The sequence below is a fragment of the Mycobacterium gallinarum genome, from assembly GCF_010726765.1.
GTDB lineage: Bacteria > Actinomycetota > Actinomycetes > Mycobacteriales > Mycobacteriaceae > Mycobacterium > Mycobacterium gallinarum.
Map to the genome: position 1 here is coordinate 6,065,197 of NZ_AP022601.1, position 24,811 is coordinate 6,090,007.

23 protein-coding genes, 1 other RNA gene and 2 pseudogenes are annotated in these 24,811 nt (G+C 62.4%); 19 read left to right on the forward strand and 7 right to left on the reverse strand.

Going from position 1 to position 24,811, the window contains the following annotated elements; translation table 11 throughout:
* Nucleotides 1-42 precede the first annotated feature (42 nt).
* A pseudogene (locus G6N42_RS29730) lies at nt 43-854 on the forward strand (thioesterase family protein).
* Between the two features lie 4 nt (nt 855-858).
* Here the strand turns inward: G6N42_RS29730 and G6N42_RS29735 are convergent.
* Together G6N42_RS29735 and G6N42_RS29740 are read right to left on the reverse strand one after the other, a co-directional pair.
* On the reverse strand, nt 859-1,305 hold the full coding sequence (locus tag G6N42_RS29735; RefSeq protein ID WP_197905570.1) for an ester cyclase: 447 nt from the start codon (nt 1,303-1,305) through the stop codon (nt 859-861).
* A gap of 147 nt (nt 1,306-1,452) precedes the next feature.
* A complete protein-coding gene (locus G6N42_RS29740; protein ID WP_163736657.1) occupies nt 1,453-1,920 on the reverse strand; it encodes a hypothetical protein in 468 nt (155 codons plus the stop codon).
* Between the two features lie 208 nt (nt 1,921-2,128).
* Here G6N42_RS29740 and G6N42_RS29745 point away from each other — a divergent pair, with 208 nt between their 5' ends.
* The 4 genes from G6N42_RS29745 to ssrA all read left to right on the forward strand — a co-directional run bounded on the left by G6N42_RS29745 (nt 2,129) and on the right by ssrA (nt 5,856).
* Nucleotides 2,129-3,322, forward strand: a complete 1,194-nt coding sequence (locus G6N42_RS29745; RefSeq protein WP_163736660.1) for an acyl-CoA dehydrogenase family protein — start codon at nt 2,129-2,131, stop codon at nt 3,320-3,322.
* Nucleotides 3,315-4,502, forward strand: coding sequence for an acyl-CoA dehydrogenase family protein (locus tag G6N42_RS29750; protein ID WP_163736663.1), 1,188 nt, complete (start codon nt 3,315-3,317; stop codon nt 4,500-4,502). Before G6N42_RS29745 ends, G6N42_RS29750 begins: the two co-directional genes overlap by 8 nt.
* 54 nt (nt 4,503-4,556) lie before the next feature.
* Nucleotides 4,557-5,408, forward strand: coding sequence for a maleylpyruvate isomerase family mycothiol-dependent enzyme (locus tag G6N42_RS29755; protein ID WP_232076424.1), 852 nt, complete (start codon nt 4,557-4,559; stop codon nt 5,406-5,408).
* A gap of 79 nt (nt 5,409-5,487) precedes the next feature.
* Nucleotides 5,488-5,856, forward strand: a transfer-messenger RNA (tmRNA) gene (ssrA, locus tag G6N42_RS29760).
* 243 nt (nt 5,857-6,099) lie between these two features.
* On the opposite strand, the pseudogene G6N42_RS29765 reads toward ssrA, so the two are convergent.
* Nucleotides 6,100-7,206: pseudogene (locus G6N42_RS29765) on the reverse strand (site-specific integrase); the annotation flags it as partial.
* Nucleotides 7,207-7,451: 245 nt separating this feature from the next.
* Here G6N42_RS29765 and G6N42_RS31650 point away from each other — a divergent pair.
* The 6 genes from G6N42_RS31650 (at nt 7,452) to G6N42_RS29795 (ending at nt 12,364) form a co-directional block, all read left to right on the forward strand.
* The gene (locus G6N42_RS31650; protein ID WP_317150068.1) at nt 7,452-7,856 is read left to right on the forward strand and encodes a ferredoxin; all 405 of its coding nucleotides are present in this window, start codon (nt 7,452-7,454) and stop codon (nt 7,854-7,856) included.
* 16 nt (nt 7,857-7,872) lie between these two features.
* The gene (locus G6N42_RS29775; protein ID WP_197905571.1) at nt 7,873-8,592 is read left to right on the forward strand and encodes an SDR family NAD(P)-dependent oxidoreductase; all 720 of its coding nucleotides are present in this window, start codon (nt 7,873-7,875) and stop codon (nt 8,590-8,592) included.
* Nucleotides 8,593-8,933: 341 nt separating this feature from the next.
* Nucleotides 8,934-10,166 (forward strand): aromatic ring-hydroxylating dioxygenase subunit alpha, encoded by a 1,233-nt coding sequence (locus tag G6N42_RS29780; RefSeq protein WP_232076425.1) that lies wholly within the window; start codon nt 8,934-8,936, stop codon nt 10,164-10,166.
* A gap of 59 nt (nt 10,167-10,225) precedes the next feature.
* The gene (locus G6N42_RS31370) at nt 10,226-10,540 is read left to right on the forward strand and encodes a hypothetical protein (protein WP_232076427.1); all 315 of its coding nucleotides are present in this window, start codon (nt 10,226-10,228) and stop codon (nt 10,538-10,540) included.
* Nucleotides 10,541-10,685: 145 nt separating this feature from the next.
* Nucleotides 10,686-11,501, forward strand: coding sequence for a 3-methyl-2-oxobutanoate hydroxymethyltransferase (locus G6N42_RS29790; RefSeq protein WP_163736672.1), 816 nt, complete (start codon nt 10,686-10,688; stop codon nt 11,499-11,501).
* Nucleotides 11,498-12,364 carry an alpha/beta fold hydrolase gene (locus G6N42_RS29795; RefSeq protein ID WP_232076430.1) on the forward strand — a complete coding sequence of 289 codons (867 nt, stop codon included), beginning with the start codon at nt 11,498-11,500 and terminating at the stop codon, nt 12,362-12,364. The genes G6N42_RS29790 and G6N42_RS29795 overlap by 4 nt, the downstream gene beginning before the upstream one ends.
* Here the strand turns inward: G6N42_RS29795 and G6N42_RS29800 are convergent.
* Nucleotides 12,350-13,096 carry a FadR/GntR family transcriptional regulator gene (locus tag G6N42_RS29800; RefSeq protein ID WP_083128675.1) on the reverse strand — a complete coding sequence of 249 codons (747 nt, stop codon included), beginning with the start codon at nt 13,094-13,096 and terminating at the stop codon, nt 12,350-12,352. The genes G6N42_RS29795 and G6N42_RS29800 overlap by 15 nt on opposite strands.
* Before the next feature lie 470 nt (nt 13,097-13,566).
* On the opposite strand from G6N42_RS29800, the gene G6N42_RS29805 reads away from it, so the two are divergent.
* Both G6N42_RS29805 and G6N42_RS29810 read left to right on the forward strand, forming a co-directional pair.
* The gene (locus G6N42_RS29805) at nt 13,567-13,890 is read left to right on the forward strand and encodes a 2Fe-2S iron-sulfur cluster-binding protein (protein ID WP_083128677.1); all 324 of its coding nucleotides are present in this window, start codon (nt 13,567-13,569) and stop codon (nt 13,888-13,890) included.
* 17 nt (nt 13,891-13,907) lie between these two features.
* Nucleotides 13,908-15,167, forward strand: coding sequence for an NAD(P)/FAD-dependent oxidoreductase (locus tag G6N42_RS29810; RefSeq protein WP_232076432.1), 1,260 nt, complete (start codon nt 13,908-13,910; stop codon nt 15,165-15,167).
* On the opposite strand, the gene G6N42_RS29815 is transcribed toward G6N42_RS29810, so the two are convergent.
* Complete coding sequence (locus G6N42_RS29815) at nt 15,142-16,065, reverse strand: substrate-binding domain-containing protein (protein ID WP_163736680.1); 924 nt, start codon at nt 16,063-16,065, stop codon at nt 15,142-15,144. The two genes, G6N42_RS29810 and G6N42_RS29815, sit on opposite strands and share 26 nt — an antisense overlap.
* Before the next feature lie 510 nt (nt 16,066-16,575).
* Here G6N42_RS29815 and G6N42_RS29820 point away from each other — a divergent pair.
* The 6 genes from G6N42_RS29820 to G6N42_RS29845 all read left to right on the forward strand — a co-directional run bounded on the left by G6N42_RS29820 (nt 16,576) and on the right by G6N42_RS29845 (nt 22,939).
* Nucleotides 16,576-17,562 (forward strand): zinc-dependent alcohol dehydrogenase, encoded by a 987-nt coding sequence (locus G6N42_RS29820; RefSeq protein ID WP_232076753.1) that lies wholly within the window; start codon nt 16,576-16,578, stop codon nt 17,560-17,562.
* Nucleotides 17,563-17,564: 2 nt separating this feature from the next.
* Nucleotides 17,565-18,257 carry a 4-carboxy-4-hydroxy-2-oxoadipate aldolase/oxaloacetate decarboxylase gene (locus G6N42_RS29825; protein WP_163736686.1) on the forward strand — a complete coding sequence of 231 codons (693 nt, stop codon included), beginning with the start codon at nt 17,565-17,567 and terminating at the stop codon, nt 18,255-18,257.
* On the forward strand, nt 18,254-19,309 hold the full coding sequence (locus G6N42_RS29830; RefSeq protein ID WP_163736689.1) for an amidohydrolase family protein: 1,056 nt from the start codon (nt 18,254-18,256) through the stop codon (nt 19,307-19,309). The genes G6N42_RS29825 and G6N42_RS29830 overlap by 4 nt, the downstream gene beginning before the upstream one ends.
* Before the next feature lie 78 nt (nt 19,310-19,387).
* The gene (locus tag G6N42_RS29835; protein ID WP_163736693.1) at nt 19,388-20,599 is read left to right on the forward strand and encodes a cytochrome P450; all 1,212 of its coding nucleotides are present in this window, start codon (nt 19,388-19,390) and stop codon (nt 20,597-20,599) included.
* Complete coding sequence (locus G6N42_RS29840) at nt 20,596-22,047, forward strand: aldehyde dehydrogenase family protein (protein WP_163736696.1); 1,452 nt, start codon at nt 20,596-20,598, stop codon at nt 22,045-22,047. The genes G6N42_RS29835 and G6N42_RS29840 overlap by 4 nt, the downstream gene beginning before the upstream one ends.
* 88 nt (nt 22,048-22,135) lie before the next feature.
* Entirely contained in the window at nt 22,136-22,939 is an 804-nt protein-coding gene (locus G6N42_RS29845; RefSeq protein ID WP_163736699.1) for a 2-keto-4-pentenoate hydratase, read from the forward strand.
* A gap of 286 nt (nt 22,940-23,225) precedes the next feature.
* On the opposite strand, the gene G6N42_RS29850 is transcribed toward G6N42_RS29845, so the two are convergent.
* A complete protein-coding gene (locus tag G6N42_RS29850) occupies nt 23,226-23,729 on the reverse strand; it encodes a hypothetical protein (RefSeq protein ID WP_163736703.1) in 504 nt (167 codons plus the stop codon).
* Nucleotides 23,729-24,529, reverse strand: a complete 801-nt coding sequence (locus G6N42_RS29855; protein WP_163736705.1) for an IclR family transcriptional regulator — start codon at nt 24,527-24,529, stop codon at nt 23,729-23,731. The genes G6N42_RS29850 and G6N42_RS29855 overlap by 1 nt, the downstream gene beginning before the upstream one ends.
* Between the last annotated feature and the right edge of the window lie 282 nt (nt 24,530-24,811).

Consider the following 24,811-nt stretch of genomic DNA (forward strand, 5'->3'; position numbering starts at 1 on the left):
GGTGGCGATTTAGTTAGATTGCCGAATTGTAGGAGCAGCCCGTTGGCCGAGTCGACGAGCACGCCGGGCACCGCGTATTTCGAGCGTCGTGACGACACCTTCCACCCTCGTGCCTTCGCCAGGGGTGGCTGGGGCGCACTGATCAGCGGACACGTGGTCGGCGGACTGTTGGGCTGGGCGGTCGAGAAATCGTTGACGATCCGGACTTTTTGCCAGCCCGGCTCACCGTCGACCTGCCGAGACCGGCCGCCATTGAACCCGTGGAGGTGCACACCCGCGAGATTCGCGGCGGAAAGCGGTTACGTCTGGTGGAGGCCGTCGTTCGCCAGGAGGGCAAGATCGTCGGCCAGGCGACGGGTCTTTTCCTGCGTCGTGGCGACCAGCCGAGCGGGACCATCTGGTCACCCCATGTCGAAATGCCGTCATTTCCAGCGGATGCGCAGCCACACGAGAATCCGTTGTTCGTCCGCACCTATGGCTGGGGACTGTCGATTCAAAATCCGGACGAAGACTGGCCGGGCGACGGCGGTCAGAAGTACACATGGCTGCGGTTGACGCAGCCGTTGCTCGACGACACGCCGCTGACACCCTTCACGCGTGCAGCCATGGCGGCGGATGTGACGGCGTCCCTGGTGAATTGGAGTTCAGAGGGTCTGAAGTTCATCAACGCCGACTACACGCTGACGCTGAGCCGGCTCCCGGAGGGTGTGCATATCGGTATGGCGTCGCACAGTCATTCCACACAGGACGGAATCGCGACTGGATCCGCCATCCTTTTCGACGAGGACGGCGAGATCGGCAGCAGCACATCCGTTTCGGTGGCGCAGTCGGGATTTGCCCCGCCTCCGCAGTGACGGGTCAGGGGTTCGGAAGCTGGCCGAGTTGCTGCAAGACGGAGTAGAGGTTGGCTACACCCCAATGGTCGGTGATTCGTCCATCGCGAACTCGCATCGCATCGACCGTTTCGAATTGAATGACCCTGCCGGTCGCGGCGATGCCGAGAAACTCACCGAGATGGGTTCCGTGGTACGTCTTGAACGTGGTGACGATTCCGGCATCGACTGTTTGCCAATGGATCTCGGGTCTGAAATCGGGGAATGCGCCGCGTAACCGCTTGTACAGGACCAATACACCCGCTTTGTCAGGCGTGGTACCGGGTTGGGGAGTGTGATCGACGAAGTCGTCGGCGAACAACTCCTCGAACAGAGCGAAATCGCCTTGACCCTGCACCTGCTCCGTGTTGCGCCTGACCACCGACTTGAGAGCCTCAGCCTCGTCGTGGCCTGACACCTCTGTTCCAGTCATCGTCTTCCTCCCTGTGCTCGGTAACGGCAACCAGAGACGTCCGGCGTGAATTCCGGGCACCCACCGCCAGGTCACAACTGCGGGAGGAAGGCGAAGCGTTCGCGTAGCTCGTCCGCATCGAGTCCGAAGTCGTCCGGCTCATAGCGGCTATTGAGTGGACGCGAGTTGGGCAGGTGCGGCGGGAGCGGGGCGGGCCGCGATGCGGTCGGCCTCAGGACGCTGCTTGCGCGCATCCCGCGCGATGCGGCGGGCGAGAACGCGCGCGTGACGATTGGTGATCGCGCGGTTCTTCGCGGCCAGCAGGTCGAGTTGTTGCCAGCTGAGCCCGTCGAGGTCGCCGTCTGAGTCATGGGTGGCGATGACCACGCAGCCACGCAGCAGCGGAACGGTTCTGGCGGAGAAGTTCGTCGTCGCCATCAGTAGTTCGGTGGCGATGGTGTTGGTTTGGCGTTGGCACTTGCGCGGGGACGCGGAGAACCAGAAATCGAACTGTCGATCCGCACTGCTCAAGCAGTGCAAACCCTGAGTCTGAACGAGCTGGTCGATATCGGCCTTGGTATAGGCGCGGGTTTCATATACGAGGCCATTGGGGCTGCAGTACAGGACAGTGTGCATTCGGATAATCCATTCCACTCTTTCTTTGTTATGGAGTGTGGCGAGCCACGCCTCCCTTGTTACTCCTGTTACCCGTGTGACAACTGAGACAAACCTTAATAACGAATACGAAACGATCGTTTGGCTGGCAACGGCCCAGAACCCTCCCGGCGGCACTATCGGGGGCCGGTGAAACTCGACGGGTGTCGAGTTCCTATCGTGACTGGTTATGAGCAACGACGCTGATGCCGAAAAGGTCGCCGATCTGGCACGGGGTGTGGTCACCGACCACGATCCCAAAACGGCTCCGGTCCAGGAGTATCTGGGCGCCTGCTACGACGCCGGCTTGTCGTGGGTTCACTTTCCCGAAGGCCTCGGCGGGCTCGGGGTGTCCCGCGGTCTGCAGGCCGTCGCCGACCGCATCCTGCAGGGCGCCGGCGGACCGGTGCCGCTCGGGCTCAACCCGATGGGCTACGGCATGGCCGCGCCGACGATCCGCGAGCACGCGCAGACCGAGGAGGTGAAGCGTCAATGGCTGCGTCCGCTGGCCACCACCGAGGACCTGTGGTGTCAGCTGTTCTCCGAGCCCGGCGCCGGATCTGACCTGGCGGGTCTGGCCACGTCCGCTGTGCCCGACGGCGAGGAATGGGTGATCAACGGCCAGAAGGTGTGGACGAGCCTGGCCCATCGCGCCCGCTGGGGTCTGCTGCTGGCCCGCACCAACCCCGATGTGCCCAAGCACAAGGGGTTGACCTACTTCGTCATCGACATGCACGGCGCGGGTGTTGAGACGCGTCCGCTGCGTCAGATCACGGGGCAGGCCGAGTTCAACGAGGTCTACTTCACCGACGCGCGCATCCCGGACAAGCATCGCCTCGGCGAGGTGGGCAACGGCTGGAACGTCGCGATGACGACGCTGATGAACGAGCGCACCGCGTTGGGCGGCAGCGGCAGCCGGCGCGGCGCGGGCACCATCTCCGACGCCACCGCGCTGTGGGCGTCGCGCCCCGAGCGTCACACACCGGTGTTGCGGGATCGGCTCACGCAGCTGTGGTTGCGCTCGGAGGCGCAGCGGCTCACCTCGGAGCGCTCGCGCGCCGCCGCCACGGTCGGCGGTCCGGGTCCGGAGGGGTCGATCGGCAAACTGGTCGGCGCCGAGCTGAACCAGCACATCTACGAGTGGTGCATGGATTTCCTTGGGCCAGAAGGACTTCTGTATCGCGGCTACCACGGGGGCACGCCCACTGGCGAACGGGACTGGCAGGGGCCGATCCAGCAGAAGTATCTGCGCGCCCGTGCGAACACCATCGAGGGCGGCACGTCGGAGGTCATGCGCAACATCCTCGGCGAGCGCATTCTCGGACTGCCCGGCGACATGCGTGCCGACGCCGGCATGCCCTGGAAGGAGATTCCGCGTGGTTGAGAAGCTTGCGGATCAGCCCGACGTCCAACGCGAGTACAAGTTCACCGACGAGCAGAATCAGCTGCGCGATGCGGTGCGCAAGTTCAGCGGCGACCACTTCGCCGAGGACAAGATCCGAACGCTGATGGAGTCCGACCCGCCGTTCGACCCGAAGGTGTGGGCGCGGCTCGGCGGCGAGCTTGGGGTCCTCGGCCTGTCGGTTCCCGAAGCCGACGGGGGAGTCGGCGGCACGCTCGTCGATCAGGCGGTGGCTATCGAGGAGCTCGGCGCGCGACTGGCGTGCGGCCCGTTCTTCGGCACTGTCTACCTCGCGATCCCGGCATTGGTCGCGGCGGAGTCCGGAGCCGCGCGCGACGAGCTGCTCGGCGACCTCGTCGAGGGACGCCGTACCGCCGCGGTCGCGGTCGTGGATCGTGTGGGCGTCTTCGACCCTGAGGCAGTTTCGGTGACCGCAGCGGGCGACGCGGTGTCGGGCACGGTCAATCAGGTCGTCGACGGCGGTTTCGCCGACGCGCTATTGGTGGCCGCGCGCGGACCCGACGGGGTCGCGCTGTACGCCGTCGACGCCACGGCAGACGGAGTGGACCGCACCCCGCTGGCGACACTCGACCTCACGCGCTCGGCGGCCAACGTCACCTTCGCCAACGCACCGGCCACGCTGATCGCCGGGCCCGACGCGGCTCAGCGAGTCCTCGACCACGCACTGCAGGTCGGTGCGGCGCTGCTGGCGATCGAACAGGTCGGCGCCGCGCAGCATCTGCTCGACCTGTCGGTCGAGTACGCGAAAACGCGCCTGCAGTTCGGTCGGCCGATCGGGTCGTTCCAGGGCGTGAAGCACCGCCTCGCGAATTTGCTCGTCGACGTCGAGCACGCCAGATCGACGGCATACCACGCGATCTGGGCGCTGAGCGACGGATCCGACGACGCGGAATTGTCGACGAGCATCGCGCAAGCGGTCTGCTCGGCGGCCCTCAGTCACGTCGCCACCGACACCATCCAGGTGCACGGCGGCATCGGTTTCACCTGGGAGCATCAGGCGCACCTCTACTACAAGCGCGCCACCACCAATGCGGTGCTGCTGGGTAGCGCCGAGGAGCACCGGGACCGGGTCGCGTCGATCGTGCTCGACGGCTCGACCGCGGACAAGGTGCCGTGGGTGGCCGATGGCACCGCCGTCTGACGGCGCCGAGCATTTCGCGGACGCTCGTGGGCCACGAGGGCTAGCGTCGGCTCCGTGAGCAGCCCCTCGCGCCCCGTGACCGTGCTCGACAAGCCGGCCGTCCTCGCCGGCCTCTTCGAGGTGTGGAGGGACCTCGACGCGCTGGTCGCCGACCTCGACGACAGCCAGTGGCAGACGGTGACGCCGCTACCCGGTTGGAATGTGCACGACGTGATCGCCCACGTCATCGGTGTCGAGTCGATGCTGCAGGGCGCCGACACCCCGGTGGTCGACATCGACGTCTCGACGCTCGATCATGTGCGCAACGACATCGGCGTAATGAACGAGCGTTGGGTGTGCTCGCTGCGCGACCTCAGTGGGGCGGAATTGCTCGAGACGTTCCGTTCGACGACGGCGCAGCGGCGTCAGGCGTTGTCGGATCTGTCGAATACCCAGTGGAACGAGGTCGGTTTCACCCCGGCCGGGCCGGACAGTTACGGGCGGTTCATGCGGGTGCGCACGTTCGACTGCTGGATGCACGAACACGACATCCGCGACGCCATCGGCGCGCCTGCGAGTACGGGGGAGCTTGTCGGGCCCGCGGGCGACCTCGCGCTGGATGAGATGGCGACCAGCATGGGCTTCGTGGTCGGCAAGCTGGCCGGCGCCCCCGACGGGTCGCGGGTCTCGTTGGAGCTGACGGGACCGCTGGGCCGCACGATCAATGTGGCGGTCGACGGCAGGGCCAAGGTGGTCGACGACTTCGGTGACGACGATCCGACGACGACGATCCAGCTCGACGGCCTGCTGTTCACCCGCCTGGCCGGCGGGCGGGTGCCGCTGGCCGAGCACGCGGATGCGATCGAGTACGGCGGTGACGAGGCCGTAGGCCGGCGCGTCGTCGAGCACTTGAACTACGTGATCTAGCTGGGACTATTTATTCGCTGGCGGGTGTTGTGCTCAAAGGTAGAATGAAATGTCCTGCTGAAAGTCGGCAGGGGTGCGAGGGGCTGAACGGTTTCGACTTCGCGCATCGAATCAAGGGAAGCGTGCCGGTGCAGGCAAGAGACCACCGTAAGCGTCGTTGCAACCAATTAAGCGCCGATTCCAATCAGCGCGACTTCGCACTCGCTGCTTAAGCGACTGTGAGTCTGTCAGACCGGGAGCGCCCTCGGCCCGGACCCTGGCATCAGCTAGAGGGACCCACCCACGGGTTCGGTCGCGGAATCCGTGGGGACATCAAACAGCGACTGGGATCGTCATCCTGACTTGTTCGCGTGATCAGGAGATCCGAGTAGAGGCATAGCGAACTGCGCACGGAGAAGCCTCGAGGGAATGCCGTAGGACCCGGGTTCGATTCCCGGCAGCTCCACCGAAGTAACAGCAGGTCAGGGACAAAATCCCTGGCCTGTTTTCTGTTCCCCATCAACATCTCATCAACATGTTGCGGTTACGCCGGCGGCATCGCGTCTCTAAGGCCCGGCACACGCAAGGACGGCAGCACATATGTGCAGGTGCTTTATCGGTCGGAGGGTTACCCTACCTCCACCGAGGGCGGTATGTCGTCGGCGTCTTCGCTGATCAACCGGCTTTTTGCGTGAAAGCTCGTACTGATTCCCGCGCTTCCTGCCCACGTCGTGCCCACATTTTTCTGCGCGTATGCGTCGTCCAAGTTCGACGCCACATCGTCGAGATCGGAATCGAACAAGTCGGCATATACATCGAGTGTCACTTTTGCGCTGCGGTGCCCAAGCATGCGCTGTAGCGCGAGCACGTTGGCTCCGGCCGATACCGCCAACGAAGCACAGGTGTGTCGCAAATCGTGCGGAGTGATCGACGGCAACCCGGCTCGTCGCAACGCCGCGGCGAACCACCCAGTAGAGGAGCGCGGACGGGGGAGGTAGCCGCAATTAGGGCCCGGGAAGATCAGGGCGTCGCGTGCCTTGCCCACGCAAAGGCGTGAGAGCTCGTCGAGAACGAATTGCGGAATTGGCACCGTTCGCGAACGGCGTTCCTTTGTGGGCCCAATCTGATGGCCCCCTCCTAGTTGCACCGCATTGGTCGAGACCAGGATTCGGTGCCGAAGGAATTCCACGTCGCCGACCCGTAGTGCAATGGCCTCCCCCCATCGCAGACCACAAAACGCCAACAGCAGCACCAACACTCGGTGCTCTCCCGCCTCGACAGCCAAGGCGTGAACCTCAGACGCAGTCAGGTAGCGGTGTCGGCGCGCGACCCGGCGCGGCAGGTTCTCCACACCGCGAGCTGGATTGACGGCCAGCCGGTGGGACTTCACCGCATCGCTCAAAATTCCTGACAGCACGGCGTGCGCGCGACGCACTGTGGTCGTCCCATGTCATCGACGTGCCATCGCGGTGACCCAGCCCTCGACCTCGATCGTGGTGATCTCGACGATGGACCGCGTCGCCCAGACCGGGTGAACATGGGTCCGCCAGGATGACTCCAGCGTGCGGTAGTGAGACGAGGCCGCGGAGTGCTTCTTTTTTTCCAGCCACGCTGCCGCAAGTTCGTCCACAGTCACACGTCCGGCTGCCGGGGATACGAACGTGCCCATCGCTTTTCGTACTTCGATAGTTGCGGCGAATGCCCGGGCGTCTCGCTTAGTCGCAAACCCGCGCTTATCGGTCTGCCGTCGGTCCGGTGTCCGGTAACGCACGCGCCACCTTCGGCCGGCCTTGGTCTCGTACGCTGTCACCGACGCCATTGACTCGCCTCCAACGTCCCGCCTCCGCAACACAAGTGAAACGCTCGCGCCCACCCAGCTGTTCCAAGAGGCGCAAGGGCGCGAATATAGCCGAACAAATTGCCGCACAAGGACTTAATGGCTCCTCGAATGCTCGTGGTTTGACCAGTCGTTGTCGATTGACCCAGGTAATATCCACTGCTATTTTACAGAACAAAGCTCTGTTTAGCAGAAACAGCCCGTCAGATATTTGAACCAGGATTCCCGTGATCAAGATCCATGCAGACCAGGAACGGCGCGAGGGATACTTTGTCGCTGCGCCGGATGTGTTTGATTTGGACGATGATGGCATCGTCATGTTGCTACGCGATGAGATCGAGAGCTCCGAGCGTGAGCATGTCGATGAGTCCGCGCGCAGCTATCCGGTCGCAGCGCTTCGCACTCGAGCAGATGTCCGCGGCCGACCACTAGCACGTCTCGAAAACACCGCGCAGACAGAGAAGCTGATGAAATATGCGACCTGCGCGCGGCAGGGCATGAGTGGCAATGAAGACAGGGCCCTGTTCGCAGATGCGGTTGTCCTCGGTAACGGACGCCACGCATCTAGCTCGGCGCACCTCACTGATGCCGACCCCTCCCGTCGTTCGCCTTTGATCCGCTGCCGTGGCTGACCGGGACCCGTTCGACGTGGCCGGCACCGTCATCGTGGTAACCGGCGGCGCTAGTGGCATAGGCGATGAAGTGGTTGCAGATCTCGTGGACGCTGGCGCCAACGTGGTGGTTGCCGACCTCGCGCCACCGCCCTGGCGGCCGACGGTGATCTATCACCGTCTCGACGTCACCGACGAAGACGGCCTGGCTGGACTCGTCAAAGACACCGTGGAGCGCTTCGGCCAGATAGACGGCTTGGTCAATTGCGCTGCGATGTATAGGGCGCTTGGGGCCAAGAAGACCTTGGAAGAGTTGACCATCCAAGAATGGGACGACGTTCTACGCATCAATGTGCGGGGTACGTGGCAAGCGATGAAAGCCATTTTGCCGGCGGTGCCAGTGCGGGGCGGTCGCATTGTGAACGTGTCCTCGACGACTGCGCGGACGGGAACACTCGGTTTTCCGCACTACGTCGCCTCCAAGGCTGCGGTCGAGGGCCTCACCCGCGCTGCAGCCCGAGAGCTGGGCGCGCGCGGAATCACCGTCAACGCAGTCGCCCCAGGGCTCGTGGACGACGAGGCCACAAACGAACTCAACGATCCCATCTACGTCGCGCAGGCGGTCAACCGTCGGTCGATCAAGCGGACGCTTTCACCCGGGGATGTCGCGTCCGTGGTGCGATTTCTGTGCAGCGGCGGCAGCGGGTTCATCACCGGTCAAGTCCTGATCGTCGATGGCGGGGGGGTATTTGTTTAAGCTCCGCCGTACCGTGAGCTCTTGACTAAGTGAGTCGCCGGCGATGATCCCTCCACGGCGCAAGTCTGCGCTCACCCACACCGCCGACGGCAAATTCAGGTCCGGGCGTCTTTGGCGGCCCGTCGCGGGACGACCCGCGCACCATCGGCGTGAGGCTCGACCAACGTCCATGATTTCGAGCCGAGCTTGGCGTCTGGTTGCTCCCGAATGCCTAATGGTATTACAATTAGGACAGTGTGATCGGGGCGTCACCGCCGGATGGTGGGAGAGAACTAGCTGAGGTAACGGTGCTACGCGCAGAGATCAACGAGCTTTTGACGAGGACCGGGCCGGGGACGCCGATGGGTGAGTTGTTCCGCCAGTACTGGATTCCAGCCTTGCTCGCCGAGGAGCTGCCGGAGGATGATTGCCCACCGGTACGCGTGAAGCTGCTGAACGAGCGAATGATCGCTTTTCGTGACAGTCACGGCAACTTCGGCCTGATCGACGAGTTCTGCGCGCACCGTGGCGCCTCACTGTGGTTTGGCCGCAACGAAGAGGGCGGTCTTCGATGTCCCTACCATGGCTGGAAGTACGACGTCACGGGACAAGCCGTCGAGGTGCCGTCCGAACCTGTGGGGTCCACCTTTTGTGCGCACGTCAAACTGACGTCCTACCCGCTGGTCAAGATCGGGGACGTGCTGTGGACCTACATGGGCGACCCCGCGAAGCAGCCGCCGTTACCGGAATTCGAATTTGCTCTCGTGCCGGCCGATCAGACCTTCACGTCCAAACGATGGCAGGAGTGCAATTGGCTGCAAGCCTTCGAGGGTGGCATCGATTCCAGTCATGTGTCGTTCCTGCATTCCGGGGGCCTGAAGTCGGACCCGCTGTTCAAAGGCAGCAAGGCTAACGAGTACAACATGGCGGACCTCAAGCCGTTCTTCGAGGTCGCGGAGTCCGAGGGTGGTTTGTTCGTTGGTGCCCGCCGCACCGCTGACGCCGACAACTACTACTGGCGCATCACGCCGTGGGTGATGCCGTGCTTCACGATGGTGCCGCCACGAGGGGATCATCCTGTCCACGGCCACTTTTGGATTCCCATCGACGATGAGAACTGTTGGGCGTACTCGTTTGACTATCACCCCGTGAGACCGTTGACTTCGCAGGAAGTTCAGGCGATGAAGGTCGGGCACGGGGTGCACAGTGCCAACATCCCTGGCACGTACCGACCGCAGGCGAATAAGGACAACGACTATCTGATGGATCGTGCGGCGCAGAAGCGTGGAGACACGTACTCGGGCGTGCGGGGTATCGCGATCCAAGACTCGTCGCTGCAGGAGAGTATGGGGCCGATCGTCGATCGGACCAAGGAGCGGTTGGTGTCTGCCGACAGTGGCATCATCAAAGCGCGGCAGAAGTTGAAGCGGGCGGCTGAAGCGTTGCGCGACAAGGGTATGACTCCACCAGGTGTCGACCCAGAGCATCATCGTGTTCGGTCTGCCGCCGTCGTCCTCCCGCGTGACGCATCGTTCAGCGAGTCGTGCCGAGAAGATCTCAGGGTGCGCGAAGGCGTGCGGCAGACATCGGTATGACCAGTCCGCTCCAGCCAATTCTCGGTCGTAGTTGTGCGCGGCCGACATCTGCTGCCGAGATGAGATATCGGATCAACCGTCCGATCGCCGGGCGGAAGGGCGTGCGCGTCATTGCGCTCGACGGTGGTGCACGAGCGATCATCGAGCGGGTTTCACCTCAGTCGCGGGCACATGCACGCTTCCTGTCGGTAGCCGAACCGAGAGGGCATGCGGGGGAGCGGCGTTGGGTTTCGCTGCTCGACACCGACGGCGCCGTCACCACTCTTGCGGAGGAACTTGCCGACGCCGATGTGGTCGTCATGGTCTCCACCACCGGTGGGGATGCCGCTGCAGCAACATCATCAGTGCGGCGAGCACGGTTCGCGCGATCATGACCGCTGGCGTCGTCGTTGGGGAAGGCGCAGCGGCGAGTGAGACCGTGGCTGTGTTGCGGCCTCACACGCGCGTACTCGTCGTCAGCGCTCACGAAGAAGACGTTTCCGATCTGCCCTCAGCGCTGCGAGCCTGAAAGGATCCGTCGTGGGCACGAACGTTAAACTCACTGACCTGCAGGACATGAAACTGCGAGGGCAGAAGATCGTCGGTGTGGTGGCGTGGGACTACCAGATGGCTCGGATAGTCGATCGTGCCGGCGTCGACTTGGTGTCGGTTGGTGACACTGTGGGAATCAACCTGTGGGGTCAGCCGAGTCCGCTTGAAATCACCATGGATCAGATGGTCGTGGTGTGTCAGGCAGTGCGCCGCGGTGTCCGGCGCGCCTTGCTGTCCTGTGATTTCCCGTTCGGTCCGCTGCAGGACGGGCGAAAGAGTGCTGTGCGGGCGGCAATTCGTCTCGCCAAGGAAGCCGGCGTCGACATGGTGAAGCTAGACGGGGCATGCGATCATCTAGATGCCGTGACGGCGGTGGCGCGTGCAGGGATTCCCGTGTTTGCTCAGTTCGGGATCACACCGCAGACTTCTCTCAAATACGGTGCGAGGTATAGCGCCACACCGAGCGCCAAGGATGCGGTTTCAGACGAATTTCTCGACGAGATGGTTTGTGAGGCTCGTCGTCTCGCTGATGCGGGCGCGGTGCTGCTGAACTTCACGAATTCGGGACCCGTCGTTGGAGCGGCAGTGGCCGAGGCGGTGTCCATCCCGGTGCTCGGTGGATTCGGTGGCGGCCCGTGGCTGGACGGCCGGATCCGGATGGCCACGGCCGCCATCGGTTACAGCGTCGATGGTCTCGACAGCCCACCAGATACCTATGCCAACGTCGCCCAGATCGCGCTGGACGCCATCACGGCGTATGCAGATGACGTGCGGGCTGCTCGCCAGATCAAGGGAGGTCTTTGACGTTGAGCGTGGCTTCGGCGAAGATCGATGGCATTGAAACCCGTTATGCGGTAGCGGGTTCGGGGCCGCCGCTGCTGATGTTCTCGCCTGGCGGCTTCGCCGCCTCGATGGACGCGTGGGAGACGCACGGCCTCTATCGTCGAACGCGGATGCTGTCACAGTTGCAGGAGCGGTTCCAATGCATCACGTTCGACAAGCGTGAGGCCGGTGAGTCTGGGGGGCGCGTCGAGCGTGTCTCATGGGCTCATTACGTGAGACAGGGTGTCGGCCTGTTGGACCATCTCGGGCTGGGCCGAGTGCATATCATGGGTGCCTGCGTTGGTTGTTCGATCGCGGCGTGCATCGCGAGCGCTCATCGCGAGCGCGTTGGAGGGATGGTGCTGTATTCGCCGGCCGGCGGCGTACAGTACCGGCGAAAGCAGCTCGAACGGTTCCGCGCCCACCTTGCCTACGCCGCGGAGCAGGGGCTGGCCGGTGTTGCCGACCTTGCGGCGACGACCGACGGCAACTTCACCTCAGACGCCAGACTGGGTCCGTGGGTCAGCGTGTTGCGCTCCGACCCTGATTTCGCCGCGCAGTACCGTGATCTCGGCAGCCTTCAATACCAGATCACTGTCGCGGCGATGGCGGCTCTGTTGTTCGACCGTGACACCGTGCCTGGCCCTGAACCCGATGACCTACTGGTATCGGACGTGCCCGCGCTCATCGTGCCGGGTGAAGATGCATCGCATGCGCCCTCGGCGGCGCGTTATCTACAGGAGTGCCTTCCCATCAACGAGTATTGGGACGTTCCGGTCGCAGCCCAGACCGCCGAAACTGCGCCGGCGCGGGTCATGAGTTTTCTGGGCTCAGTTGCCCTTTGAGACGTGCTTTGCCGTTCGGCCGATATGGGTACGCATCACGGAAGTCGCTTTGTCAACATCGCGCTTCTTGATCGCCGCCACAAACTGGCGGTGCTCCCGAATGCCTCGGATACCCATCTCCGGGTGTGACTGCTGGACGTGGCGCATCGAGAGCAGAGTGGGTCCGTGGAAAGAGTCAGCCAGCATCGCGATTGCCTTGTTATGGCTGGCCTGGGCGACGCGTGTATGGAACTCCGCTGACAGTTCCATCGGATAGAAACCTTCTTTCAAAGCCGCGTCGCCCCGGTTGCAGATCTCTGTCAGTTCGTCGATGTCCTGTTCAGTCGCACGCTCGCACACGAGCGGGATGATTCCGATCTCGAAAACCTGCCGCGCTTCGGTCACATCTTTGTCGGTCAGGCCCGACAAGCTGAGCAGATCCTCGATGCCTTCACCAATACGCTGGCTCGTTGGCGCCGTCACAAACGCGCCGCCGTGGGCGCCGACCTTGATGCGCACCATGCCGTTCGCCTCGAGGCCGCGCAGTGCTTCGCGCACCGTAACCCGGCTCACCCCGAGCTTGTCACCAAGTTCACGTTCGGCAGGCAGGCGGTCGCCCGGCCGCAGCTGACCTTCCCGAATCAACACACGTATCTGGTCGACAATCATCGCCGAGGCCCGGCCCGGACTGACCGGGCTGAACATCGAATCAGCCGGCGGTGGCGTCGTCGCGGGACTCTCGGATGCAGGCATGGACCAATGATAAGGCCAAGATCGCCCCGGCAGTATGGCGGCCATCCGCCACTTGAGCGCCGGCGTGGCGGGGGGCTTAGAGGTAGACGCCTCCTCGTAACAGTGGCACTAGCTTATCGCCTGTGTCATGACGCAGCGCCGCTCCGGTCGGTATGTCCAGGGCACGTACCTGCGCGGGCATCATCTGTTCCACGATCGTACGAATCATTCGCAGTCGATTCCCATGTGCCACAACTAATGTGACTGGCTGGTCCGCCATTCCACTGCTATAGCGGAATTCTAATAGGGCAGAACCCGTGTCATCAGTCGATCCGCCGCGAGCAGCGGCGGAAATCCCTGTGGCAGCTCGCCACGATTGCGTGCGATTCACAGCCGTTCGCGTCGATGGGCATCCTTTTCCGTCCCGTACCCCGTAGGTGCCAACCGCAAGGTATTATGGTCAGTCCTTAATCTTTTGACTGGAGCATTAGATGCCGAAGGTTGTCTTCATCGCTTTGGACGGTGTGCAGCGCGTGGTGGACGCGCATCCCGGCGAGTCGGTCATGGCCGCCGCAGTACGCAGCGGCGTCCCCGGCATCGTCGGCGAGTGTGGCGGAAACTGCAGCTGTGCCACCTGCCACATCTATGTCGACGAAGAGTTCGCTGTGTACGTTGGTGGGCCTGAGGAAATGGAAGAGGACGTGCTCGAACTCGGTGCTGCCGCCGAGCGGCGTGAGTCCAGCCGATTGTCTTGTCAGATCACGATGATCGAGTCGCTCGACGGCCTGATCGTTCACATCCCTGAGGAGCAGTGAGGGTGAGCGCAGGGACGTTGATCGTCGGTGCCAGTCAAGCAGGAATGCAACTGGCCCTTTCGCTTCGTGAAGCAGGAGAAGGCGGACCAATAACACTAGTGGGCGAGGAGCCGCACGCGCCGTACCAACGGCCCCCATTGTCGAAGTCCTACTTGCAAGGCGGCATCGGCTTCGAACAGCTACTACTCCGTGCCCCGAAGTATCTGGCCGACCAGGACATTTCGGTACTCACGGGTGAGCTTGTCAATTGGCTTGAACTCGAGGGCGAGGGGCCGTCAGGAGTCGCCCTTACGGCGTCAGGAGAAACGCTGTGGTTCGACAAGTTGGCGTTGACTGTTGGCGCCAGTCCGCGACGACTGGCCGTGCCGGGCGCCGATCTCGATGGGGTGATCTATCTCCGGACAGCGAATGACGCCGCGAAGCTGCGACAGCTCCAGGGCGAAGCAGAATCCGTCGTCGTGGTCGGCGGCGGGTTCATCGGACTCGAAGCCGCGGCGGTTGCGCGTGCCCAAGGTAAAACGGTGACCGTTGTTGAGGCCGCCGATCGGTTGATGGGGCGAGCCGTGGCACCCGTGGTCTCCGACTTCTACCTCGATGCGCACGCGCGCCGCGGCGTCACCATACGTCTGAACGCGGAAGTAATGTCGTTGACCGGGCAGGATGCGCGCGTGCAGTCGGTGGAATTATCAGACGGCAGCAGCCTTCCCGCAGATCTTGTAATTATCGGTATCGGAGTCGTGCCACGGACCGAACTGGCGGACCAACTGGATCTTGTTTGTGACGGTGGCATTGTCGTCGACCGCTTCGCACGTACCAGCAATCCGAACGTCGTAGCGGCGGGCGATTGCACTGTTCAACCCGATTGGCGTACCGGCAGCGGCAAAGTGCGCTTGGAGTCGGTTCAAAACGCCATAATTCAGGCCAAAGCGGCTGCCGCGACATTGACGGGCAGGGTGGAGTCAGACCTGCCGGTGCCGCGGTTCTGGTCCGAACAGTTCGATCTCAAGCTTCGTATCGCCGGCCTGTCGAGGGGACACGACTATTACTTGGTTCGCGGCGCTCCCGAACGTGAGTCATTCTCCGTGCTCTATTACCACGACGACGCTTTGATGGCGGTTGACTCCGTCAACGCGCCAGGTGACTACATGGCAGTACAAAAGGTGCTCACCCAAGGATCCACAATCCGGGCCCAGGATGCCCGCGATGTCTCGGTTTCGCTTCGCGAACTGATCCGTCCCGCACCCGCGGAAGCTAGACGAATACGTCATCGATCTTGATCGGTCGGCTCAAAATGTGTTGCGCCAGTGCGAAGTCCAACAATTGCTCGAGCATTGGCCGGTTGAGCTCGACACCATAGGGCAGCGGGTCTGCGCCCGTCGTCTTCATCACCTCGGCGTACATCCGATCGGTTGGGCTGGTCACCTGTCCGTCGGCGAGCCGAGCGACATAGCGCTCCTTAGCTTTACTGAATGCTGCGTACACTGCAGCCGCAGCGTCCGGGTAGCGCTGCAGCACCTCGTCCTTGAGGACTATGAGGTGATTGATGGGGTAAAACGAACGATCACGCAGGGCGGTGATTGCGGCACCGTGGGGGTCGGCGATCAACGGCGCGATATCAGGATGGTCGACGTCGACGCCGATGACCGCATCGATTTCGCCTGCGATCAACATATCGGCCATGTCTGCGCTGGGGCCGGCGGAGACCACGTTGGACGGAGGGACGTACGACTCCACGTGTTCGTCGCCGGAAAGCAGCCAAGTCACTCGGTCGAGGTCGACGTCGTATTCCGAGGCGAGAATGCCGCGCGCCCACACACCGGTGGTGACGGTATACCCGCGGTTGACGCCGACCCGCCGGCCTTCGAGGTCTTTCGGGTGTCGGATCGTCGAGTCCCGGTTGTACAGGATGGCCCCGTGGTGAAACCCCCGCACGAGAAAGACTGGTAAGGCGGTGAAGGCGACACCGTGTTCACGTGCGGTCAGGTAGGTCGTGAGCGCCATCTCGCTGACGTCGAACTCCAGGTGCCGAACCATTCGGCGGAACCCCTTGACCAACACGGGTATTTCCTCGAACTTCAGCTGAAATCCTGCAGGAGCTACCGAGCCGTCCTTGACGGCTTGGTTGGCTCCTTGAGAGCGCGTCAGCGTGGTCAGCACGCGGCGGTTTTCGGGCATCAGTCTCCGGGCACTGGCGGCTTGGATAGCAAATTGGTAAATTGGCATGACCATTGTGTCACGGTCGCTGTGGGCAGTAGCAAGTCATGCCATTATTCGGAAGCATCACCGCGGCAGAACAGGCGATTTGCGGACCGCCCTGCGGCGCGCGCGGCAGTCTTAGGCGCCGGGTTTGAGCACATCGCGCTGATGCTGAGGCACCGTATCCGGATCGTGTCGCGGAGTGTGTTGCCGAAACGATCATTCCCGAGGGTCGAAGGACAGGCGGCGTGGCAACGCCTTGGAAAACGGGCAGTTACCGGCAAGGGCGGCCGACGCTGCAGATGGTAAATTGGCATGACCATCGTGCCATAAGGTGATTGCGAGGATGAGTTGGTCGAGCGCGTTCTGGCTGCTGTACGTACGGCGCCGAACACCACAGAGTTGCGGGAGTTGCCCCGGCCGGAACTGTCCGATGATTCCGCGCTGCTGAAGGTCGAGGTCGCGGGGATATGCGGCACGGATGTCAAGATGTATTCCAAACCGCCGTTCGACGAGCCGGTGATTATGGGCCACGAGAACGTCGGCATCATCGCCGCGGTGGGAAAGAAGTTCACGCGGTTGCACGGTGTGGGCGAAGGCGACCGAATCTTCGTCGAGCATTACGTTGGTTGCTATCAGTGCGAATGGTGCCGAATCGGCGAGTACCGCCACTGCGAGGCAACGGACTGGCGAACGAACGCCGATGCGCGCAGATACGGTTACACCTCAGCCAACAACGCCGGAACGCTGTGGGGTGGCTTCTCCGAATACATGTACTTGCCGTGGAATGCCGTGGTACACAAGGTGCCCGAAAGTGTCGATGCTGAACTGGCCGGTCTCGTTACTCCCTTGTCGAACGGCATCGAGTGGGCACTGATCGCCGCGGGTGTCGGTTACGCCGACACTGTTCTGATTCAAGGGCCGGGCCAGCAGGGACTGTCGCAAGTCGTGGCTTGCAAGCAAGCCGGCGCGTCCCAAATCATCGTTACGGGCGCTTCTCGGGACAAAGCTCGCCTGGACCTCGCGTTGGAGCTCGGTGCAGACGAGGTCATCGACATCGACGCAGAAGCTCCCTACGACCGGATCATGGATCTGACCAACGGGCGCGGCGTCGACTTCGTGCTCGACTGCACCTCGCGGGCTGGTGTGGAACCGGTGTTGCTCGGTATCGACGCCTTGAAACGCCGTGAGGGCACAATGCTCATCCAGGGGGAACTTGCCGCGTTCCCTGATTTCCCGGTGAAAAAGCTCACGGAGAAGGCCATCACGATCAGAAGCGCACGCGGCCATAGTTACCGCGCGTGTGAACTTGCACTCAAACAGCTTGCGTCGCACAGGTTTCCGCTGGAGCGGCTGTCGACGCACAAATTCCCGCTCGATCAGGTCGACAGGGCTATCCGAGCGCTGGCTGGTGACACAGAGGACGCCGACGTGATCCACATTTCGCTGATGCCTTGGCTGGGAAGGGAGTCTTGACGGTGTCTGTCGTCATCCGCAATCCGCCTCGCGCCCATCCCGCGGTGCGGGATGAACTCGCCCAGTTCGGAGTTGCGACCATTCATGAAGCACAGGGCCGCACCGGGCTGCTCGCTGCGTACATGAGGCCGATCTACACCGGTGCACGGGTCTGCGGATCGGCGGTGACTGTCAGTGTCCCGTCAGATGACAACTGGATGGTCCATGTGGCGGTGGAGCAGTGTCAGGCAGGCGATGTCTTGGTGATCGCTCCCGAAGAGCCCTCGGAGTATGGGTATTTCGGTGAACTGCTGGCCACGGCACTCGCGGCCCGGGGTGTCGGTGGTCTGATGATCGACGCCGGATGCCGGGACGTCGCTGAACTCGCCGCCATGAAGTTCCCGGTCTGGTCAAAATGTGTCTCAGCACAGGGGACGGTTAAAAAACGCCTTGGTTCGGTCAATATTGGGATCACGTGCGCCGGCGCATGGGTCGAACCGGGTGACGTCGTGGTCGGCGACGACGACGGTGTCGTCGTCGTCCCCCGCACAGAGGCCGCTGCGGTCGCAGCGGCCGCCAGGCTGCGCGAGACCAGGGAAGCTGAGAACCGAAAGCGTTACATGCACGGTGAACTTAGCCTGGACGTCAACAACATGCGTGCCGACCTTGCCTGCGCGGGGTTGCGCTATGTCGACTATGAGGACGCCGTGCGGTGATCATTGACATCCACGGTCACTACACCACGTCACCGCCGGCGCATCAGGCGTTTCGTGACCAACAGCTCGCGGCGTTGGAAGATCCCAGCGTGCCCGCGCCGGCAGCGCCGAGGATCGGTGACGACGAGCTCCGAGAGAGCGTCGAGAACAATCAGCTGCGCGTGCTTCGCGAGCGAGGTGGTGATCTGATGCTGTTCTCGCCGAAAGCTTCCGGGATGGAGCACCATATAGCGGACCAGGCCACCGCCACCGCTTGGGCCCGTGCGTCCAACGACCTGGTCCACCGTATGGCGCAACTTTATCCCGACGCTTTCGCGCCAGTGGCTCAGTTGCCGCAGACGCCTTGTGGAGACCTGCGTGCGGTGGTCGACGAGCTACGACGTTGCGTGGATGAACTCGGCTTCGTCGGGTGCAACGTCAACCCGGACCCGACGGCCGGGTACTGGACGACGTCCCCGATGACGGACGAATACTGGTACCCGCTGTACGAGGCCATGATTGAGTTGGAAGTGCCTGCAATGGTGCATGTTTCGACCTCGTGTAATCCAAACTTCCACACGCTCGGCGCGCACTACCTCAACGCTGACACGAGCGTTTTCATGCAGTTCGTGCAGTCTGACTTGTTCCAGCGATTTCCGAAGCTGACCTTTGTGATCCCGCACGGAGGTGGCGCCGTCCCGTACCACTGGGGCCGTTACCGCGGCTTGGCGGCTCGGCTGGGCAGACCAGACCCAAGCGAACTCCTCGAAAATGTGTACTTCGACACTTGCGTCTATCACCAGGCTGGAATCGATCTGCTGCACCGGGTGATCGGTCCGGCGAACCTGCTCTTCGCGTCCGAAATGCTCGGCGCGGTTCGCGGAGTTGACCCGGACACCGGTGTCGCATGGGACGACACGCTGGTCTACATCAACGAACTCGATTTGAGTGAGAGAGAACACCACGCAGTGGTGGAGGGTAACGCGCGCAGGGTGTATCCCCGGCTGGACCGGCATTTGGCCAGTAAAGATCTCGCCGGCACCGGATCCGCCGTAGCCGACGTCCGCTTCTGATGAGGGGACGGGCGACATGGATAGGTCTCGCACGGCAAGCGGGGGGCAACCCAATACAACAGAAGGAGCCGAGAGTCGGTGAGCACGATCCCAGAGTTCGACGTCGATATCTTCTCCGACGAGGTGTTGCGTGATCCGTTTCCCACGTACGCCCGCATGCGTGAGCTGGGGCCGGTCGTCCGCCTGACCGCTAATGGCGTGCTCGCGGTGGCGCGGTATGCCGACGTGCGGGCAGTCCTCATTGACCACACGCGATTCATATCCGGCAAAGGTGTCGGCTTCAACAATCAGTTCAACGAGGTCCGTAGACATAGCGTCATCGCGTCCGACCCGCCACGCCACGAGATGCTGCGCGGTGTTCTCCAGGATCGTTTGGGGCCTCGCTCAATTCGCAATGTGGAGCAGATCATTCGGCCCAGAGCTCAATCGCTTGTCGACGAGATGACCAGAAGAGGCTCCTTCGATGCGGTGACCGACTTCAGTCAGGTCTTTCCCGTAGAGGTCGTCGGAGAGCTGATCGGCCTCCCCGTTGATGCTCGCTCGGAGTTGCTGCGCTGGGCCAGCGGTGCGTTCAACGCCTTTGGGCCGCCAAGTGATCGCACCTCCGCAGGCCTGGCCGACATCGCAGAGCAGTTCGAGTACATCCGCACCGTCGCAACGAGGGACCAACTGGCGCCGGGCAGCATGGGTGCCGCGGTATACGAAGCGGCCGACGCTGGGATCATCCCCGAGGAGTACTGCCTGCACCTACTTTCGGCGTACCTTACGGCGGGGATGGACACGACCGTCAATGCGCTTGCGGCGATGGTGTGGCTGCTCGGGACGCATCCTGAGCAGTGGCACGAACTCCGCGGGTTACCCCACCGGGTCAACGCCGTCGTGAATGAGGTGTTGAGGATCGAAGCACCTGCGCAGCTCTTCTCCCGTGTCGCAGCGGTGGACGCCGAGGTAAGCGGAATTGAGATCGCCGCGGGTGAGCGGGTTGCTGTCATCTATGGAAGCGGCAATCGCGATGAGCGCCAATATCCGGAGCCAGACAAATTCGACATTCACCGAAACGCCGCGGGTCATCTGACGTTTGGAACCGGTCTTCATGCCTGCGCGGGTCAGGTGTTGGCCCGGATCGAGCTCCAAGCGGTATTAGAATCGATGATCGAGCGCGTCGAGACGATCACGATTGGCGAGCCCATCCGCAAGCTCAACAACGTGTTGCGTGGATTCCGTAGTGTCCCTGCGACTTTCACGCCCGCTGCGGTCAAGAATCCAGTACTTTCCGGAGAATCGGCGTGATTGGCAGTCGCCACAGCCATATCTATGTCGATGGTGTCTGGCGGACGTCCAATTCCGATGCCTTCATCGACCTCACCGATCCGGCCACCGAGGACTGGGTCGGGAGCGTCCCAGACGGGAGCCCCGCCGATGTAGCGTCAGCGGCGGTGGCGGCGCACGCCGCGCTGCGGGGGTGGGCCGAAGCGCCATCCAAAGATCGTGCAGCCCTGATCGCCGCGCTGGCCGACCGTTTCGATGAACGACGCGAGGAGATCGCGCACCTCGTGACGGCCCAGAATGGAGCCGTCATCTCGAGGTCACGTCGTACCAATGGCACTCGTCCCATAGCTCTCTACCGTCACTATGCCGAGGAAGCCGAATCGTTCGAGCCCGAAGTTGCCAGTGCCGACGGCAATAACATCGTCAGACGTGAACCGGTGGGCGTCGTCGGGATCATCATCCCGTGGAATGCGCCCCAGTCACTATTAGCCCACAAGCTGGCTCCGGCTCTCGCCGCAGGGTGCACGGTCGTCGTGAAACCTGCGCAGGAAACACCTTTGGACTCATTGCTCATCGGGGAGCTCGCTGCGGCAGTCGGATTCCCCCCCGGTGTGATCAACGTCGTCACCGGTGGCCGCACGACAGGGTCCGCGGTTGTTGACGATCCGAACATAGACATGGTGTCCTTCACGGGTTCCACGGATGCCGGTCGCGTAATCGCCTCGCGTGCAGGGCATTTGTTGAAGCCGGTCGTAGCGGAGCTGGGTGGGAAGTCGGCGGCGGTGTTGCTCGACGATGCGGACCTCGAGCTCTTCTCCGACAACTTGGTCACCACCTGCCTGCCGAATACGGGGCAGGTCTGCTACTCGTGCACGCGTGTCATCGCGCCTCGCGCACGCTTCAGCGATGTACTCGAGGTCGTCACATCATGCTTGGCCAGTGCTCAGGTGGGTGACCCGCTGGATCCAGGGACAGTCTTCGGTCCGCTTGTCAGCGCGGCGCAGCGTGCACGTGTCGAGGACTACATCGACTCGGCTCGTGCCGAAGGAGCTCGGGTGACCCTCGGAGGTGGCCGTCCGTCCATTGCGACCGGCTTCTACGTCGAGCCCACGGTGATCGTCGACGTCGACCGTACGATGCGCGTGTTCCGCGAAGAGATATTCGGGCCCGTGCTGGTCGTGGTTCCTCATGACGGAGATGAGGACGCGACACGAATGGCCAATGATTCGTCATATGGGCTTGGCGGTGCGGTGTTCAGTCGTGACGTCGAGCGTGCGACGGCAGTGGCGCGCAATATGCACACCGGGCGCATCTCGATTAACGCGCGGAGCCACGGTGTCTCCGACCCAGCCGAGGGATACAAAGACAGCGGAGTCGGCGGCTCGCTCGATATCTCCTCCCATCTTCGACTCAAGTCCATTGCCGGGGTGGCCGACGTCGACCGGCATGCGAAAAGCCCTCGGCAGTAAGAAGGGCTTGCCTGGCAACACTTGCGCGAACCCCATCAACCCTGTCCATAACGTCGATGACGTTGCCGCCAAAAAGGGAAGGTCACATATGACAACCACAGTTCGCGATATCAGCATCATCCGAGCTGCCGTAGACCGTATCCAAACCGCTTTCGTGACAGGGCAACCGGCACTACCGGTGCGCACGCTGATCGGCGCGGAGGACATTGATTCGGCGTATGCGGTTCAGCAGGAGCTCAACGCTCGCCGGGTGGCGGCGGGAGGAGTGGTAATCGGTCGAAAGATCGGCCTGACCGCTCCTTCAGTGCAGCACCAACTCGGCGTCGACCAACCGGATTTCGGTGTCCTATTTGCAGACATGGACGCATCCGGCGAGACGCTCGTTCCTTATCGAAAGTTGTTGCAGCCCAAGGTCGAAGCCGAAGTCGCCTTCGTACTCGCGGAAGATATCGACAGAGACGTGTCAAGCGAAGATCAAATTCGAGGATCGATTCGCTACGCCGTTGCGGCACTGGAGATCGTGGACAGCCGCATAGCGAATTGGGACCTGAGTATCGCTGACACCGTGGCGGACAACGCCTCCAGCGGGCTGTTCGTTCTGGGGGAAAACCGGCTCGAAATCGACGAATTCGAGCCCCGGGACGTCGTCATGCGAATGTCGGCCGATGGCGTTCCGGTATCAGCGGGCTCTGGGGCTGCCTGTCTGGGTGACCCGATCCTTGCATTGATGTGGTTGGCCAGGACAGCTGCTGCGTACGGGCAGCCACTTCGCGCTGGCCAGATCGTTCTTTCGGGAGCGCTTGGACCCATGGCCGCGGTCAGGCCCGGAGTTCATGTCGAAGCGGAGATCGAGCCTCTGGGATCGGTTTCCGCCGCGTTCTCAGAGGCATGATGGCAATGACGAAAGTCGCCATCATCGGTTCGGGGAACCTGGCACCGACCTACTGCAGAACATCATGCGCATTACCGCGGTACTGGACGTCGCCGGGATGGTGGGCATAGATCCCGCTAGCCGGCGTCGCAAGGGGGAGATGTCGGTTTCCAATAACTCGTGAGGGGCTACAGGGCCAGATTGCGATGTCTCATTTCGACGAGATCGACATCGTGCTATAGAGAAGCGAGGTTTGATCGTGCGCCTCGGCGTCGGTGGACGTCTACCGCCTTCGTCGCTGTAGCGCTTATTCGTCGAACCCTTCATCTGGGATGGCAAACACCGCCCGTGCGTTTTCGTTGAGATTGGCGAATCCATCGATAATCACCTGCTTCACGCGCATCTCGTTGTCAGCTATGCGAATCAGCCACGTGCGAAAGGCCGACCCGGTGAATTCTTCGCTGGCCAACGAGGGTGCTTTCCAGCGTCGAAAGTAGAACTCAAGATGGGTCGTCAGCTCGACCACACCCTCCTTCGCCGGGATATAGGAAAGTACGTGGCGCAGTTCCAGGCGTTCGTCGAAGATCCCGGCCCGTTGATCAAGGTACGTCTGCAGACCATCGCGGCCTTTCCACTGGTAACCACCACGAAAACCGATCTGAAAGTCGTCGGTGAGAACCGCCGCGAACATCGGTTCGGCATTCCGTTGCTTCTCCATGTTTAGGAACGCGTCGAGGGTGGCAATGTAGCCTGGCAAATCTGGGGCGCCGCTGGGCATTTCACTGTTGGCTTTCACTTTTTTGGACGTCATCAGCCGAGATTGCGAGCTAGCTCGGCGGCGGCGTCTGTTAGGGCAGTGCGCGCTTTGCGGATATCCGAGGGCCGGAATCGATAACTGGGCGCTGACGCATTCAGTGCCAGCCTCATCTGGGAACCTCCTACGGGTACGGCCACGGCAACGGACGCGACGCCTTCCTCACTTTCCTGGTTGCTGGTCGCAAACCCACTCTTTCTGACCTCTGCCAATTGAGCGCGCAGTTCGGTAAGGGTACGCACGGAATGCTCGGTGAGTGGCTCCAAATGTGGGTCGGGATACAACTGGTCAAGCTCGTCATCGGATAGTCCGGCGAGTAGGACTTTACCTGTCGACGTGCAATGTGCAGGACGTGTAGTACCCAAACGCGATATCACTCGAACAGCAGAAGGGCTTTCGAGTGCCGCGATGAAGCGAACGAGTCTGCCGTCCAACGTTCCTACGTGCACGGTTTCTTGCAACGTCTCCGCGAGGTGGCGCAGAATCGGCGCGGCGGTGCGCGGTATGTCCATCCTGGAGTGCACAGCGAACGCCACGTTCGTCAAGGACGGTCCGGGCTGGTATGCCCTGGTGATCGGATCTTGGCGGACAAACCCGCGGTACTGAAGCATGGATAACAGGCGATGCGCGGTCGACGAAGCGACCTGCAGGTACTCGCTGGCGTCAGTGAGCCGGATCTCAGAGCGGTCTCCCAGGAGGAGGATTAGGCGAAGAGCATTGTCGACAGACTCGATCGGATATTGCGGGAGCTTTCCGGTGCTGTCATGCTCCATGCCCGCGACAGGAGGTTTCTGCATGACAGAGACCTTACCGCGGTGAAAGCCGAATGCAGCTCGAAGAATCGTGACGCTCAGGCATCGGCGGCGAAATGTCGCCTGACCGAACAACATCTGGCACCGCCGTCGGCCCGGGCGGTCCGCAGACTTGCTTCCCGCGGCGTCGTCGTCGGTGACCAGTCCAATCCGTAGGCGGCGCAAAATCTCCGACGAAATCTGCTCGGCCAGTACCGCTGACAGCTGCTGGCATCCCACGCATGCCTGCCCGTGCGCAGCAGTACCGGGCCGGTCGTTTTCGTTACG

What these genes read in the sequence shown, in the direction of transcription:
- G6N42_RS29820 (WP_232076753.1), top strand. Translation starts at nt 16,576, where the DNA reads ATGTATTCCAAACCGCCGTTCGACGAGCCGGTGATTATGGGCCACGAG.
- G6N42_RS29740 (WP_163736657.1), bottom strand. Translation starts at nt 1,920, where the DNA reads ATGCACACTGTCCTGTACTGCAGCCCCAATGGCCTCGTATATGAAACC.
- G6N42_RS29800 (WP_083128675.1), bottom strand. Translation starts at nt 13,096, where the DNA reads ATGCCTGCATCCGAGAGTCCCGCGACGACGCCACCGCCGGCTGATTCG.
- G6N42_RS31370 (WP_232076427.1), top strand. Translation starts at nt 10,226, where the DNA reads ATGAGATATCGGATCAACCGTCCGATCGCCGGGCGGAAGGGCGTGCGC.
- G6N42_RS29735 (WP_197905570.1), bottom strand. Translation starts at nt 1,305, where the DNA reads ATGACTGGAACAGAGGTGTCAGGCCACGACGAGGCTGAGGCTCTCAAG.
- G6N42_RS29780 (WP_232076425.1), top strand. Translation starts at nt 8,934, where the DNA reads ATGGGTGAGTTGTTCCGCCAGTACTGGATTCCAGCCTTGCTCGCCGAG.
- G6N42_RS29850 (WP_163736703.1), bottom strand. Translation starts at nt 23,729, where the DNA reads ATGACGTCCAAAAAAGTGAAAGCCAACAGTGAAATGCCCAGCGGCGCC.
- G6N42_RS29845 (WP_163736699.1), top strand. Translation starts at nt 22,136, where the DNA reads ATGACAACCACAGTTCGCGATATCAGCATCATCCGAGCTGCCGTAGAC.
- G6N42_RS29855 (WP_163736705.1), bottom strand. Translation starts at nt 24,529, where the DNA reads ATGCAGAAACCTCCTGTCGCGGGCATGGAGCATGACAGCACCGGAAAG.
- G6N42_RS29745 (WP_163736660.1), top strand. Translation starts at nt 2,129, where the DNA reads ATGAGCAACGACGCTGATGCCGAAAAGGTCGCCGATCTGGCACGGGGT.
- G6N42_RS29805 (WP_083128677.1), top strand. Translation starts at nt 13,567, where the DNA reads ATGCCGAAGGTTGTCTTCATCGCTTTGGACGGTGTGCAGCGCGTGGTG.
- G6N42_RS29815 (WP_163736680.1), bottom strand. Translation starts at nt 16,065, where the DNA reads ATGCCCGAAAACCGCCGCGTGCTGACCACGCTGACGCGCTCTCAAGGA.